This is a genomic window from Streptomyces sp. NPDC093591 (assembly GCF_044764885.1).
GTDB lineage: Bacteria > Actinomycetota > Actinomycetes > Streptomycetales > Streptomycetaceae > Streptomyces.
On sequence record NZ_JBIWIY010000014.1, the window covers coordinates 266782 to 280855 of the forward strand.

General features: G+C 71.2%; 13 protein-coding genes and 2 pseudogenes. 7 read left to right on the top strand and 8 right to left on the bottom strand.

All coding sequences use genetic code 11. The annotated features are described in order from the left end of the window. Positions 1–44 precede the first annotated feature (44 nt). From ACIREI_RS28820 to ACIREI_RS28850, 7 genes are all read right to left on the bottom strand, one after another. The gene (locus ACIREI_RS28820) at positions 45–1766 is read right to left on the bottom strand and encodes a SpoIIE family protein phosphatase (RefSeq protein WP_403338679.1); all 1722 of its coding nucleotides are present in this window, start codon (positions 1764–1766) and stop codon (positions 45–47) included. 348 nt (positions 1767–2114) lie between these two features. After that, a complete protein-coding gene (locus ACIREI_RS28825; protein ID WP_403338681.1) occupies positions 2115–2270 on the bottom strand; it encodes a DUF6131 family protein in 156 nt (51 codons plus the stop codon). Positions 2271–2405: 135 nt separating this feature from the next. Further along, on the bottom strand, positions 2406–3014 hold the full coding sequence (locus ACIREI_RS28830) for an alkaline shock response membrane anchor protein AmaP (protein ID WP_403338684.1): 609 nt from the start codon (positions 3012–3014) through the stop codon (positions 2406–2408). 25 nt (positions 3015–3039) lie between these two features. Next, entirely contained in the window at positions 3040–3741 is a 702-nt protein-coding gene (locus ACIREI_RS28835) for a DUF6286 domain-containing protein (RefSeq protein ID WP_403338686.1), read from the bottom strand. A 48-nt stretch (positions 3742–3789) separates the two neighbouring features. Then, positions 3790–4206, bottom strand: coding sequence for an Asp23/Gls24 family envelope stress response protein (locus ACIREI_RS28840; protein WP_403338689.1), 417 nt, complete (start codon positions 4204–4206; stop codon positions 3790–3792). Beyond that, positions 4203–4370, bottom strand: a complete 168-nt coding sequence (locus ACIREI_RS28845; protein WP_356577431.1) for a hypothetical protein — start codon at positions 4368–4370, stop codon at positions 4203–4205. Before ACIREI_RS28845 ends, ACIREI_RS28840 begins: the two co-directional genes overlap by 4 nt. A gap of 79 nt (positions 4371–4449) precedes the next feature. Then, complete coding sequence (locus tag ACIREI_RS28850) at positions 4450–4941, bottom strand: Asp23/Gls24 family envelope stress response protein (RefSeq protein ID WP_403338771.1); 492 nt, start codon at positions 4939–4941, stop codon at positions 4450–4452. Between the two features lie 160 nt (positions 4942–5101). On the opposite strand from ACIREI_RS28850, the gene ACIREI_RS28855 reads away from it, so the two are divergent. The 3 genes from ACIREI_RS28855 to ACIREI_RS28865 are packed head-to-tail and all read left to right on the top strand — an operon-like array spanning position 5102 to position 6767. Beyond that, positions 5102–5677: an RNA polymerase sigma factor gene (locus tag ACIREI_RS28855; RefSeq protein WP_403338692.1), complete on the top strand. Its 576-nt coding sequence runs from the start codon at positions 5102–5104 to the stop codon at positions 5675–5677. Further along, positions 5668–6348 carry a hypothetical protein gene (locus ACIREI_RS28860; RefSeq protein ID WP_403338695.1) on the top strand — a complete coding sequence of 227 codons (681 nt, stop codon included), beginning with the start codon at positions 5668–5670 and terminating at the stop codon, positions 6346–6348. Before ACIREI_RS28855 ends, ACIREI_RS28860 begins: the two co-directional genes overlap by 10 nt. Then, positions 6348–6767, top strand: coding sequence for a hypothetical protein (locus tag ACIREI_RS28865; RefSeq protein WP_403338697.1), 420 nt, complete (start codon positions 6348–6350; stop codon positions 6765–6767). Before ACIREI_RS28860 ends, ACIREI_RS28865 begins: the two co-directional genes overlap by 1 nt. Before the next feature lie 122 nt (positions 6768–6889). On the opposite strand, the pseudogene ACIREI_RS28870 reads toward ACIREI_RS28865, so the two are convergent. Next, a pseudogene (locus ACIREI_RS28870) lies at positions 6890–7432 on the bottom strand (Na+/H+ antiporter NhaA); the annotation flags it as partial. Positions 7433–7518: 86 nt separating this feature from the next. Between ACIREI_RS28870 and ACIREI_RS28875 the strand changes: the two are divergent. The 4 genes and pseudogenes from ACIREI_RS28875 to ACIREI_RS28890 all read left to right on the top strand — a co-directional run. Next, positions 7519–8295 (top strand): annotated as a pseudogene (locus ACIREI_RS28875) (hypothetical protein); the annotation flags it as partial. 449 nt (positions 8296–8744) lie between these two features. Further along, on the top strand, positions 8745–9881 hold the full coding sequence (locus ACIREI_RS28880) for a PQQ-dependent sugar dehydrogenase (RefSeq protein WP_403338699.1): 1137 nt from the start codon (positions 8745–8747) through the stop codon (positions 9879–9881). 580 nt (positions 9882–10461) lie between these two features. After that, positions 10462–11730 carry a DUF418 domain-containing protein gene (locus ACIREI_RS28885; RefSeq protein ID WP_403338702.1) on the top strand — a complete coding sequence of 423 codons (1269 nt, stop codon included), beginning with the start codon at positions 10462–10464 and terminating at the stop codon, positions 11728–11730. Between the two features lie 342 nt (positions 11731–12072). Further along, positions 12073–13989, top strand: a complete 1917-nt coding sequence (locus ACIREI_RS28890) for an ArnT family glycosyltransferase (protein WP_403338705.1) — start codon at positions 12073–12075, stop codon at positions 13987–13989. The last annotated feature ends 85 nt before the right edge of the window (positions 13990–14074 follow it).

Sequence of the window (14074 nt, forward strand, 5' to 3'; positions counted from 1 at the left end):
ACCTGAGAACTGAGCACCACCTCCCACGTCCCGCGTCACGGCTCTCACGGCAATGGCAGGCGCAGGGCGAGGAGGGCCACGTCGTCGGTGCTGCCGGGCGGCATGCGGGCGGGCAATTGGTCGCACAGCGTGTCCAGCGGTTCGTGGGCGAGAGCGAGGGCGTGGCGGCGCAGACGGGCGAGGCCGGTGTCGAGGTCGCTGCCGGGGATCTCGATCAGGCCGTCGGTGTAGAGCAGCAGGGTGGAACCCGGCGGCAGGGGCTCCGTGGCGTTCGGCCGGCTGCCGCCGCCAGTGCCCGGAGGGGTGCCGAGGAGGAGTCCCTGCCCGGCTTCGAGGTACCGCGCCTGTCCGTCCTGGGTCAGCAGGAGGGGCGGCGGATGCCCCGCGCTGGTCCACCGCAGCGTCCACGGACCGGTGTGCGGGCTGCCTTCGAGCAGGGCGAGGACGAGGGTGGCCATGGGGACGGTGGTGATGGCGGGCATGGCGTCGTCGAGGCGGTCGACGACGGCGCCGGGCGGTCCGGTGTGGTCCCAGGCCAGTGAGCGCAGGATGCCGTGCAGTTGCGCCATGCCGGCCGCCGCGGTCAGGTCGTGGCCCACGACGTCGCCGATGACCAGCGCGAGCGTGCCGTCCTTCCGCTCGAACGCGTCGTACCAGTCGCCGCCGACCTGGGAGCCGGCCGGGGCGGGCTGGTAGCGGGCGGCCAGCCGCAGGCGGCCCGGCTGGGGCAGTGGGGCGAGCAGGTTGCGCTGCATGGCCTCGGCGACGGCGCGCTGGCGGCCGAAGCGGCGGGCGTTGTCGATGACCAGGCCGACCCGGCGGCCGATGTCGCTCACGACTTTCAGGTCACTGGTGTCGAAGGGATGCGCCGGGTCGGTGCGCACCAGCGTCAGGGCGCCGGTGATCTGCCGACGGGGGCCCAGCGGCACCGTGACGGCGGACGTCGCGCCGGCGGCCCGCAGGAAGCCGCTGTGGACGGCGGCCAGGGCAGAGGCGGCCGGTGCGGCCACGTCCGCGTCGCGCTGCAGGACGGGATCGCCGCCGTTCAGCACCTGGACCAGAGGGGAGCGGGCCGCCTCCCCGGCCTCGGGAAGGCGCTCGCGCCAGTCCTCCCGTGCGGCGTCCCGGCCCTCGGGACCCGTCACCGCCACGCGGTGGACCTCTCCGGAACCGACCCGGAGGTCCACCGCCGCCCAGTCGGCGAGGCGGGGAACCAGCAGGCGGCCCAGCCGGGCGAGGGCCTCATCGGTCTCCAGCGTCTGACCGAGCACGTCGGTGATCTCCGCGACCAGCGTCAGCCGCTCGGTGAGGTCCTCCAGAGCACGTGTATAGGCCGCACGCTCCCGACGCGCGCTGCGGTCGCCGGCGGCGTCGGTGAACAGCACGGCCATGCCCATGAAGACGCCGTCGTCCGTCAGGGGAGAAGCGGACCAGGAGATCGCGATCAGGTGACCGTCACCGCGCAGGCAGATGTCGCCCTCCCCCCGCGCCTCGGCCCTCTCGGCCACGGCCCGCAGCAGCGGGCACTGCTCCCGGGTGATCCTGCCGCCGTCCGCATCCCGGTGCAGCAGGTCGTGTGCGTCCTCCCCGCGCATCGCCGCGGCGGCGCGGCCCAGCAGCCGCTCGGCGGCCGGGTTGACCGCGAGAATCCGTCCGGCGGGGTCCACCACGATCAGGGCCGTGCCCAACTGCCCGACGACCTGCCGCCAGAAACCCGGCTCGGCCGCCGACCACCACCGCCCCTCATCTCCCACACCCTCCACCACGCCGCCCCTCCAGTCATGGAAACCCTCCGCGGGCGCACCGGCAGACCGACACACCGGTCGATCGATGGTTCCCCGACTTGGCTCGATCAACTCCGCGACCTTGCCTCCGGCCCATGGTGTACGACGGGTACGAGTAGTGGTCGTCGCCGAGCCGGTCGGCGGCGTACGGCCGCCTTCGGCGTACGACCTGCTCCGGCGTGGGCGGTGCCGGTCCGGACGGCACCCGCGCCAGTGCGGGGCCGGGCGCGGCGGCGCCCGGCCCTGTCCTGTCAGGAAGGCCATGCGGTCCCTCGGGGCGGGGCCCCCACCCCTGCGTTGCAAGCCCTCGGAGGCGCGGTTCCTGGCCGGTCACCAGTAGTGGCGTCGTCCGCCGACGGCGCGTCCCATCGCGCCCAGGACCCACAGGATCGCTCCGACGGCCACCAGGACGATCCCGATGGTCCACAGGATGGATATGCCGGCGATGAAGCCGATGACGAGCAGAATGATGCCCAGGATGATCATGACGCCTCCCCTGGGGAGTAGTTCCGGTTCCACTGTGAACTGCGAGGGGCCCGGAGGGAAGGGGGGACCGTGGTGGTCGGCCCTCCCGAGCCCTGTGCCCAGGGGCAAGTCCGGCAGCGAGCGCTTGCCCCGGCTCTATTGCGCGCGGTGGGGTTTGTGGCGAGCGACGCGCAGCTGGGCCTCGGTGGGCATGTGCGGGGAGCCGGTGGACTGGTGGGCGGCGTGCAGCGGCCCCTCGCAGAGTGCGTTGAGGACAGCGTCCGGCGTTCCCTGAGGGGTGAGGGTGAGGGTGATGTGGGTGCGCGGGTGGGCAGGCCGGCCTGTGATGCGGACGTCCGCCTGCTGGACGTCGGGCAGGGCGCGGGCCTCGGTGGCGATGGCGTCGCTGAGTGCCCGGTCGCGCAGTTCGACGCCTTCCTGCGGGGGTGTGCCGCCGACGGGCATCGCGCCGGGGTAGCGCCGGCGCAGTTGGGCGAGCAGCCACCACAGGGCGAGCAGGGTGATGAGAGCAAGCGTGGCGATGACTGCGGGCCACCACCACCAGCCCTGGCTGCTCCAGCGTGCCCGGTCGGCGGAGCTGAGCAGGATGTCGTCCGGGGTGGTCAGGGGCCAGCCGGCGGGCGGCGCCAGGTCGTGTCGCCGGTAGAGGTCGAACCCGGCGGCCATGATCAGCAGGCCGCCGCCGAGCAGTACCAGTCCGGTGAGGGCCAGCAGAATGCGGTTGAGCACGGGTCGCGGCGTCATGGTCGGGCTCCGTTGCGGGGTGTCGTCAGACGGTGCGTTGCCGTACACGTACGACGATGCGGGGAGGACGGGACAGGGCGAGCCGGTTGCGTTCCTCGTTGAGGACGGCGGAGATGTCGTTCTTGACCTGCTCGGGGTCGCGGAAGCGGATGTCCGCGCGGGCTTTGATGCGGTGGCGACGCACCCGGATGTGAGCCGTGCTGACGCCCGGTACCCGCATGGCGGCGTCGCGCAGCAGGGCGGCGGCGCCGTCGCGGTCCAGTGATGCCCGCAGGTGGGGCGAGGGACAGCCGGGAGGGGATCGCAGAGGCAGCAGGCGCCGTAGGCCGGGGGTGAGTGCCAGGGTGATCAGCCAGACGCCTACGGCAGCGGCCACGGCGGCTCCCGTGAGCATCCACACGTCGTCCACCGGTCGGGTGGCCAGTTCGTCGGCCAGGTGCTTTCGCCAGGCTGCTGCCTGGCGTCCGGCCCGTACGGCGACGACATCGAACAGTGCCGCGCCTGCCGCCACGAGAGTCGCCGAGGCGACCAGGGCGGCCGGAAGGCGGCGCGCCGACCACGGGCGGTGGGTCGTGTGGTGTCCGTTGCGGTCGCCCGCGGCCGCGTCCGGTCGGGGCGTGTCGCGTTCGGGCGGTTCGGACTCGGTCGGCTCGTTCGCCGGTGACACCGTGTCAGGGCGCACCGGCGGTGCGGAACTGCGGCCGGGAGGGCCCGGGTCGAGTGTCATTCCGGTCCTCCTTCGTGTGCGGCATGTCGGGCGACCGGGCGCGGTGGTTCACCGGACCCGTCCCCGATTCGCGTGGGTGACGCTCACCAGTCGCCGGATGGTGAGGGTGACTTCTGCTATGTGCAGGCCGGTCAGTTGGGCCACCCGCTCGGCGACGTCGTGCTGTATCCGCTCACAGACGTGGGGGATGTCGGTGGGATAGGGCAGGTCCAGGGCCAGGTGGAGGCGCACCGATCCGGTGCGGATGGCAGCGGAGGCGCTCGCCGCTGCCGATCCGCTCCGGTCGGGCGGTAGGGCGGCGCGCCGGGACTGAGCCGCCCGTGCGGCCTGGGTGGCGATGCGGGCGACCACCTTGTCGGGGATGACGGTGGCGCCCCGATCGGCCGGGGGTGGCAGGTCGACGGCCCGCGGCGATGGACTGCGCGCGGTGCCGGGGGGTCCGGCGGAGCCGGGTGAGGCGCTCACCGCTGCCTCCGTGCGGGAAGTTCGAGGTCACCCTGGAGGAGGAGGCCGACGATCAAACCCGCCGCGCCCAGGATCAGAACGAGCAGGAACGCCCAGAAGCCGCCGAAGTAACCGGCGAAACCCAGGGCCATGCCGGCCGCGAGGCCCGTAGTCGCTGTGTTCATCACTCACTCACCCGTCTCGCGAGCGCCATCCATGTGATCACCCGCTCACGCCGGGGCACGGCGGTTGACCACGGCCGGGTCACCTCACGCGGCCCTCATCCCGTTCGGACTCTTCTGACTCTTCCTCCTCATCAGGGAGGTGGACGTCATCGACGGCGATGTTCACCTCGACAACCTCCAGGCCCGTCATCCGCTCCACGGCGCCGATCACATTGGTGCGCACGTCACCGGCGACCTCGACGATGGAGACGCCGTACTCGACGACGACGTCCAGATCCACGGCGGCCTGGCGCTCCCCGACCTCGACCTTCACCCCTCGCGTGACGCCGCCGCCTCCGCCCGGGACGCGCTCCCGCACGGCGCCGATGGCGCGGGCCATCCCCGCTCCGAGGTTGTGGATGCCCGGTACCTCGCGGGTGGCCATGCCCGCGATCTTGGCCACCACGCCGTCCGCGATGGTGGTCTTCCCCCGTGTCTCCGCCGGAGCCCCGGCCCCGGTACGGCCCTTCAGCGCGCTCGTGTCTCCGTCGGGCCGGCTGCCCTTGCCGACGCTGGTGCTGTTGTCCGTCATGGCGGTCGCCTCGATCGGTCGGTCGGGCACCGATGTGATGCCCGTCAGAAGGTTGGACATATGGGGCGGTCGGCTTCTCACATGCAATGACTGTGATGTGCATCACAGTCGCAGGAGCGGGGTACACGTTCGTTCGTCCCGAGCCGTGAGCAGGAGCGGCATGATCGAGCGGACCGGTTTCCCACCTCTGGGATGCGACCTGCCGGACGGACTGCTGGCCGTGCGGGCGGCCGAAGGAGACGAGGACTCCTTCGCTGTTCTCGTCCAGCGGCACAGCCGGACCCTCCTGGCCCTGGCCCGTTGCATGCTCGGCAACGCCCAGGACGCCGAGGACGCTGTCCAGGACGCCTTCGTCAGCGCCTGGCGGCGACTGCCGGAATACCGCCACAGTGCGCAATTCCGCACCTGGATGTACCGGATCACCGTCAACCGTTGCCTGACCATGCGACGCCGCCGACTTCCGCCCCTCCCCTTGGACGCCGTCGCCGAACCCGCGACGGGTGACGAGTGGAACTCGCCCGCCCGAGCTGCGGAGCAGAACGCGGCCACGGCCGCCCTGGCCGGCGCGCTCGGCGAACTGGACGCCGGACAGCGTGTCTGCTGGATCCTGCGGGAACTGCAGGGCCTGCCCTACAAGGAGATCGCCCACGTGACACAGACCAGTGAGCAGACCGTGCGCGGCAGACTGTTCAGGGCACGCCGGTCCTTGAAGGAGGCGATGGCCCCATGGCGCTAGACGACCCGCACGCGCGGCCGTCCGAACCGCCCGGAACCGACGGGCCTCGCAACACCCCGGCCGTGGACGACGCGGTCCCTCTCGCAGGCGACGAGGTACTGCCGTGCGGCCGCCTGCTCAGCCGGGTGTGGGAACAGGCGCAGGACGCGGCGCCGGCCGCGGATCCGCACACCATGGCATGTCCCCACTGCCGCGAGGCCGTCGAGGGACTGGCCACGGTGAACGCGGCCACGCGGGCGATGCGCGCCAAGGACCCGCCCGGCCTGCAGGCACTCGCCGACCGGGTCATGAGCGTCGTCAGGGCCGAGGTCCGCCTCGGACGGCTGCTGCCACTGGCCGACACGGATCTGGATCTGCGGATCGCCGAGAGCGCCGCGGCGAAAGTGCTGCGGCAGGCCGCGGACACGGTGCCCGGTGCGCGGGCCGCGACCTGCCGGCTCGTCCCCGCGGGTGAGGGCACCGGCGTGCGGGTGACCATGACCCTGGCCGCCGCCCTCGACCGCCCGCTGCCCGACAGGGCCCATCAGGTACGCCGATCGGTCATCGATGCCGCCGACCAGGTGCTGGGGCTGGCGGTGACGGCCGTCGACATCATCGTGGTCGACGTGCTGGAGCCGTTCCCGCCCCTCAGCCCGGCGGGCTCCGGGCACCTCACAGGTGGTGGTACGTGATGGCTGCCACCGACGCGACCCCTCTCCTGCGCGTCGCGGCCGAGGCGGCCCTCGCGGTTCCCGGCGTGGCCGGCCTGCAGCCACGCCTCGCTCACCGCCTCGCGGCGGCCGCCTCGCCCACGCGGCCGGAGACGACAGCTGAACGCATCCCGTCCGAGGCGAGCGTCCGCGTCGTCCGCATCGACCGGGCGCCGGACGGCCCGGGATGGCGCGTCGAGGTGCGCTGCGTCCTGGCCGAAGGCCCCAGGGCGTTGGACACCGCCCGGAACGTCCACCACCAGGTGCGGGCCGCTGTCATCTCCCACCTCGCCGCACACTCCGCCCCGGAAGCGGTCACCGTCACCGTCACGGTCACCCGTGTGGTGCCCGGGCCCTGCCGTCCGTCTCCCACGCATCCTCAGCGCTTCGGGCGTCGATGACGTAGCCGGTCGCCTCCTCGTCGGACATCAGCCGCGCGGCGGAGGCCGCACGCCGGTGCCGGTGTGCGCCTACGGTCACCGGGTGTGGCCGTCTCCTGCGGCGGGCTGTCGGTCCTCAGCCGTCACCGGCGGCGCCGGGCACGGCTCGGGCCCGTGCCGCGCTGGTAGATGTCGGGGATGCCGTCGGCGTCCTCGTCGACGTGTTCCGCCTCCCACAGCCTGCGGTAGATGCTGTTACGGCGTTTCACCAGCAGCGCGGCCATGCCGGCGGCGAGCAGTGAGCCGACCAGTACGGCGGCCTTGATCCGCTGGGTGTCGGCCGGGTCGGCGAAGGCCACCTCGCCGATGAGCAGGGCGACGGTGAACCCGATTCCGGCGAGAACCGCGAGGGCGAAGACGTCGGCCCAGGCCAGGTCGGGGTTGAGCCGGGCCCGGGTGTACCGGGCGGCGAGGTAGGTTCCCGCGAAGATGGCCACGGCCTTGCCGACGACCAGGCCAAGCACCACGCCCAGCGGCTCGGGGCGGGTGAACACCTGGCCCAGCACGGGAACGGAGATGCTCACCCCGGCGGCGAACAGGGCGAACAGGGGGACGGCGACACCGGCTGATACCGGACGCGTCCCTGAACGGGCCGAATCCCTGGAGGAGCCGGCCGACGCCTGATCCGCACAGTCCGGGACCCGTGGCCCCCTCGGTGTACGGAGATGCCGGTCAGGATGCGTTCAGGCAGCCGGTGGCACGGTCGGGCCCCATGGCATACGAGACATCCGAAACTCCACGAACTCCCGCCGCCCCCGCCGCCCACGCCTCCGCGTCGGCCCCGGCCCGGCACCGTCTGCGCTGGAACAAGGTGCCCGAAGTCACCGTGTACTTCTGGGTGATCAAGGTGCTGTGCACGACGGTCGGCGAGACGGCGGCCGACATGCTGAACGAGAAGCTGGGCCTGGGCCTGACCGGGGTGTCGCTGCTGATGAGCGTGCTGCTCGCGGCGGTGCTCGTCCAGCAGTTCCGTACGACCGCCTACCGAGCCGGCGTGTACTGGTCGGCCGTGGCCCTGATCAGCGTCGTAGGCACCCTGATCAGCGACAACCTCACCGACAACCTGGGGGTCCCGCTGGAGCTGAGCACCACGGTGTTCGCGCTCGTCCTCGCGGTCGTGTTCGTCGTCTGGTACCGCCGTGAGCGGACCTTGTCCATCCACAGCATCGACAGCCTCGGCCGTGAGTCGTTCTACTGGCTCGCGGTGCTGTTCACCTTCGCGCTGGGCACGGCGGCCGGTGACCTGGTGGCCGAGCGCATGTCCCTCGGATACTGGGTGTCGGCGCTTCTGTTCGCCCTCGCGATCGCCGCGGTCGGCGTGGTGCACTTCGCGCTGGGCTTCGACGCCGTGTGGAGCTTCTGGATCGCGTACGTTCTCACCCGGCCGCTCGGTGCCTCGGTGGGCGACTATCTGTCGCAGCCGGCCGCGGACGGCGGACTCGGCCTGGGCACGGTGGTCACCAGCGTGCTGTTCCTCGCGGTCACCCTCATGGAGCGGGTGACGAGAATCGAACTCGCGCTCTCAGCTTGGGAAGCGACGGCGCCCGACGTGCTTCACGTTCCTGACCAGCGCGTATGCCTCCGCCGAGGGTGGAGGTGGCCATCGGCTCGCACCGCTGTTGACCGTGGTTCTCCGCCCTTAAGGGCACGCTATGGGCACGGCCGGTCACCACACAGGCGTCGTACGAGGCAGAGTGCCGGGGAACGGGGAACGGGGAACGGGGAGGCGAAGGGCGCGACGGAAAGCGGAGCGGCGGTAAATGGGTGGCGGAGTGTGGTCTATTTCAACAACCCCTGTCCCGGTAGCCTCACCTGTGGCCAGTAGCGCACCAATCCCCCCACCCCCCAGGTTGCGTGCCGGCGTGGACGACACCCACCTGACTCTGCCCCTGGCAGCCGGGTGACCTCCCCCCGTTCGCCGCCTCTAGGAGGATCACGGTGAAAGTTCGCACCAGAAGCTCGGCGCTCATCGGCACCCTCTGCCTCGTCGCTTCCCTCGCTTTGACCACGGCGTCTGCCGACGAGCTCAGCGCCCCACGTCAGGCAGCGAAGGTCGTGCTCAAGCAAGTGGCCACGGCCCAGAATCCAACCGCCGGCGCCGCCGGTCCGGGTGGCACGGTCTGGATAGCCGAACGCGGAGGCAAGGTAAGGGTCTTGGACGATGAGGGGCTCGGCGAGCCCGTCCTCGACATATCCGGCGAGACCACCACCGACGGCGAACGCGGCCTGCTGGGCGTCGCGTTCGACAAGGAGTTCGCGCACTTCTACGTCTCGTTCACGAACCGCGAAGGCACCAGCACCGTGGACGAGTTCGCGATGCGGGACGGCAAGATCCAGCCGGGCACCCGGCGCACCGTCCTCACCCAGACACAGCCCTACGCGAACCACAACGGCGGCGACATCGCGTTCGGCCCCGACGGCTACCTCTACATCGCGCTCGGCGACGGCGGCTCGGGCGGCGACCCGCACGGCAACGGGCAGAACCTCGACACGCTGCTCGGCAAGCTACTGCGGATCGACCCGAGCGGCGGCAAGCCGTACGCGATCCCGCCGGGCAACCCGTTCGTGGACGACCCGAACGCGAAGGACGAGATCTGGGCGTACGGGTTGCGTAATCCGTGGCGGTTCTCCTTCGACGCAGGCACGGGCGACCTGCTGATCGGGGACGTCGGCCAGAGTGCCTGGGAGGAGATCGACTGGGCCCCGGCAACCAGCAAGGGCGGCGAGAACTACGGCTGGTCCCAGATGGAGGGCAACCATCCCTTCCGGGGCGGCACGGAGCCCGCGAACCACGTGCCGCCGATCCACGAGTACGACCGCAGCGGGCTGGGCTGCTCGGTGACCGGCGGATACGTATACCGAGGCGAGGCGATCCCGGACCTCAAGGGTCAGTACGTGTTCAGCGACTTCTGCGACGGCACGGTACGCGCCCTGCAGATGGAGAACGGCAAGGTGACCGGCGTGAGCGACCTCGGAGTCGACGGCGGCCGGGTCGTCTCGTTCGTGCAGGGAGGCAATGGCGAGCTGTACGTGCTCGATCTGCGTGGCAGCGTCTCCCGCATCGACCCGGCGTAACATGCAAAAAGGCCCGGGTCGCTGACCTGGGCCTTATTCATGGAGCGGGTGACGAGAATCGAACTCGCGCTCTCAGCTTGGGAAGCGACGGCGCTTGGGCGGCCGAATGGCCGCTGACCTGCATGGATTCGCCGCGCCGGTACCGTTGCGCGGGCCGTTCGCACCGCTGTTGACCGTGGCTGTCCGTGCCTACGGGCACGCTCTGGGCACGCGAACCGCCAGCGGCTGAGCCATACGGCGCGCGGCGCTTCGCACCGACCAGCGGGCATCGCCTGCCGGACTGATCCGGAGTGGCCGTTGCGATGGCAGATCCGGCAACAGCGCCCGGAACGGACGCGAGTACGACGAGAGCGCGGGGATGTTCACCGACCTCTGTCCCGATGCGGCGGTGCCGAAGAACGCGGGCGTGGTGAGCCTGCTGACCCGCGGCGTCCCGGCGACCAGGTCGGCGACCACAGTCGTTCGTGTACGGCCGAGACCGACCCCCGCCAATCGGAGGGGGGCAGTTGGCCGACCGGCGGGACACCTTCCGAAGCCCGGCGGATGGTCGACCACCCCCCGCCTCGGCAGGGTTGTCCCGGTGACCGAGATCGAAAGCGCCAACAGGACGCCTCCCCGGCCCTTACCCTCACCCGAGTCCGCCACGGCGACGGAACGTCCCGCGCCGATGGCGCGGCTGGTCGGGGTGGACCTCGCCCGTGCACTGGCCGTGTTCGGAATGTTCGCCGTGCATGTCGGCCCCGCACCCACGCCAGGCGGCGGCGTCGGCGACTGGTTCCTGGAGCTGGCGAGCGGCCGGGCGTCGGCACTGTTCGCCACCCTCGCCGGGTTCTCGCTGATGCTGATCGCGGGCCGCCTCGAGCCGAAGACCGGACTGGCCGGCCGGCAGGCGAAGGCCCGGATCGTGATCCGGGCCGTGATCCTGCTGGTGCTGGGCAGCGCGTTGGCGATGACCAACTTCGGCGGCGCCGGGATCCTCAACTTCTACGCGGTGTACTTCCTGTTGGCGTTGCCCCTGCTGCGGCTGCGGGCCAGGACGCTCGCGGTCATCGCGGTGACGCTCGCGGTCGTCACGCCACAGGTGGCGTATGTGATCCGGGCGCTGCTCACCGAGTCGATCGTGCACAGCATCGACTCGTACGACCCGATCGCGCGCATCTCCGGCGTGGGCGTACTCGATCTCCTGCTCACCGGCCTCTACCCGGCGATCACCTGGATGACGTTCGTGGTCACCGGCATGACGCTCGGCCGACTGGATCTGAGCTCCGGTGCGGTGCGGCGGCAGCTGTCCGTGGTGGGTCCCGCGCTGATCGCGTTCGGATACGGCGTCTCGTGGCTGGTGCTCCGGCTGACCGGCGGCGCTCAGAAGATCATGGCCGGGATGCCTGTCATGAAGGACCCAGGCGCCATGAAGGACCCCGGCATGGCGGCGGGATCCTTCGACTCACCGGTCGGTGGCGGGCTGGGGGGCGCCGACGCATGGGGGCTCCTGGCGGCCGAGCCGCACACCGGTTCCACGTTCGACCTCATCGGCAGCATCGGGATCGCCATCACCACGCTCCTGTGCCTGACGGTGGCGCTGGACCGACTGCCCTGGCTGCGCCGGCCGGCAACTCCGATCATCGCCGTCGGCACCATGTCCCTGACCCTCTACGTCGGCCACATCCTGGTCATCCTCGCCCTGCCCGGCGAAGCGGCCACCCCGCCGCAGTCCGCCTCCGTCGCGCTGCTGCTCTGCTTCATCGTCGGGGCCACCGTGTTCGCGGCGATCTGGTCCCGCTTCTTCCGACGCGGACCGCTGGAGTACCTGCTCAACAGCGCCACCAAACTGGCGAATCGCGTCCGCTGAGCCTCGGGCGGGCACCCCGGGAAGTCCGTACAAAGAAGTGACTGCTGCTCGGGGTCTCGCCCTGAGGGGGGCGGCGAGTGTCAGCCGTCGTCCTTGAGGGCGGCAAGTGGCTCACTCAGTGTTCGAATCACCGGTGTGCTTCAGCACTCCGCGGATGAGCGACAGCGTGAGTCGGCCTCCGGCGTGCGGGAGCCGGAAGCCGGAGCCCCCCTCGACGCGCATCGCCGGTCTGTCGGGCGGCGTACCGCCGGACGGCACGCACGTGCGGTGCCCGCGACTCCCGTGCAGCCTTCCGCCTCTCACCTGCCATTCCGCCTCAACACTGATCCAGGGACCTTCACCGTGGCCGCCATCCCCACCGCCCGGAGCACCGGCTCCCATGGCCTCCGCCAGGAATCGCACCGCCGCGCCGACCGGCCGCAGGCTCCGGCGCGCTGGGAACGCCCGGCGCTGGCCGCGGTGCTGGGCGTCGCCGCGCTGCTGTACGCCTGGGGCATGGGGCAGGCCGCGATCCACCCCTACTACAGCGCGGCGATACGGTCGATGGCCACCAGTTGGCGGGCCTTCTTCTTCGGCGGTCTCGACACCAGCGGTTCGATCACCCTCGACAAGGTGCCCGGCGCCTTCTGGCCCGATGCCGTCTCCGTATGGATCTTCGGGCCGCACACGTGGGCGGCCGCGCTGCCCCATGTGATCGAGGGCGTGCTCACCGTATGGCTGCTGCACCGGATCGTACGGGCATGGGCCGGGCCGTTCGCCGCACTGATCGCCGCGCTGACGCTCACTTTCACTCCGGTCACCGTGGTACTGAACAGGGCCACCATCCCGGACACCGCACTCACTCTGCTGCTGGTGGCAGCCGCCGGAGCCATGCAGAAGGCGGTGCGAACCGGGCGGCTGCTCCCGCTGATCACGTGTGGCGTCTGGGTCGGGCTCGCCTTCCAGACGAAGATGCTGCAGGCCTGGCTCGTTCTGCCGGTCTTCGCCGTGGTCCATCAACTCACCGGGCCCAAGCCGCCGTTGCAGAGGGCTCTGCGCCTGCTGCTCAGCGGTGCGGTCACGCTGGCCGTCTCCTGCTCGTGGGCGCTGATCGCGTGGGTGACTCCCGCGGACAACCGCCCCTATATCGACGCTACATCGAACAACAACCCCTTCAGCCTGGTCTTCGGCTACAACGGTCTGAGCCGCTTCAGCGACGACGCCACCGCGTTCGGCGCCGTCCCGGCCACCGCCGCCGGCCGTATGACCGGAAACACCGGCTGGGGGATGCTCGTCAACCACACCGTCGGCCCGCAGATCGCCTGGTTCCTGCCGCTCGCCGTGCTCGCCGTCGTCACCGCCCTCATCTGGCGCGCCCATGAGCCGCGGACCGACCGACTGCGTGCGGGTTTCCTCCTGTGGGGCGGTTGGCTCGCCATACATGCCGTGGTGTTCAGCGTGTCCAACGGCAATCACGTCTACTACACGGCCGTGCTCGCACCGGCGATCGCCGCGCTGGCCGGAGGCGGGCTCGCGCTCTTCTGGTCCGCATACGAGGCGGGCGGCCGGCGACGGTTGTGGCTGCCGTCGGCGATCGTGCTGACGGTGGCCTGGGCGCTCGTACTCGACCGGCCGACCTGGTTCGCCTCCCGGCTGCTGGTGTTCGCCGTGATCTTCGCGGTGTGCGGGACGTTCGGCCTGTGGTCCAGCGGGTCACGCGCCTCCCGGCGGCTGGTCCAAGGCTCTCTGGCCGCCGGAATCGCGGCCACTCTGCTCGTACCCGCCGGCTGGGCCGTCTCGTCCCTCGACCCGCGCTACGCGGGCGCCGCCACGTCCCCGACGGCCGGTCCGGTCGGCGAGTTCCACCACAGGGCTCTCCATGACCCGCGCGCTCTCCGCCGGGCCGAGCTCGACCGGCCCAGCGCCCGCGACGCCGCGCTGCTGGACTACCTCATCGCGCACCGCAAGGGCGAGAAGTACCTGCTCGCGACCCAGGCCGCCTACCCCGCGGAACGTCTGCTGCGCGCTCAGGCCCAACCCGTGCTCGTCATGGGCGGATTCACCGGGAGGACCCCCTTCCCCAGCGCCCCGCAGCTCGGCAACCTGATCGCCACTCACCAACTCCGCTACGTGCTGCTCACTCACCTGCGACCCACCACTCCCGCCGCGGCCTGGGTGAAGTCCCACTGCAAGCGCATCCGCTCCGGGGCCTACGGCTGGCGCACCAGGGGCAACTTCGGCCTCTACGACTGCCACACCCCCGCCGATCGGCGGGGGTGAAACAGCCGACTGCGGGATGGGCAAGGCAGAAGAAATACAAAATAATCCTCGCGGGTAATTCTCGCCTCACTCGCGGGTCGGTTCG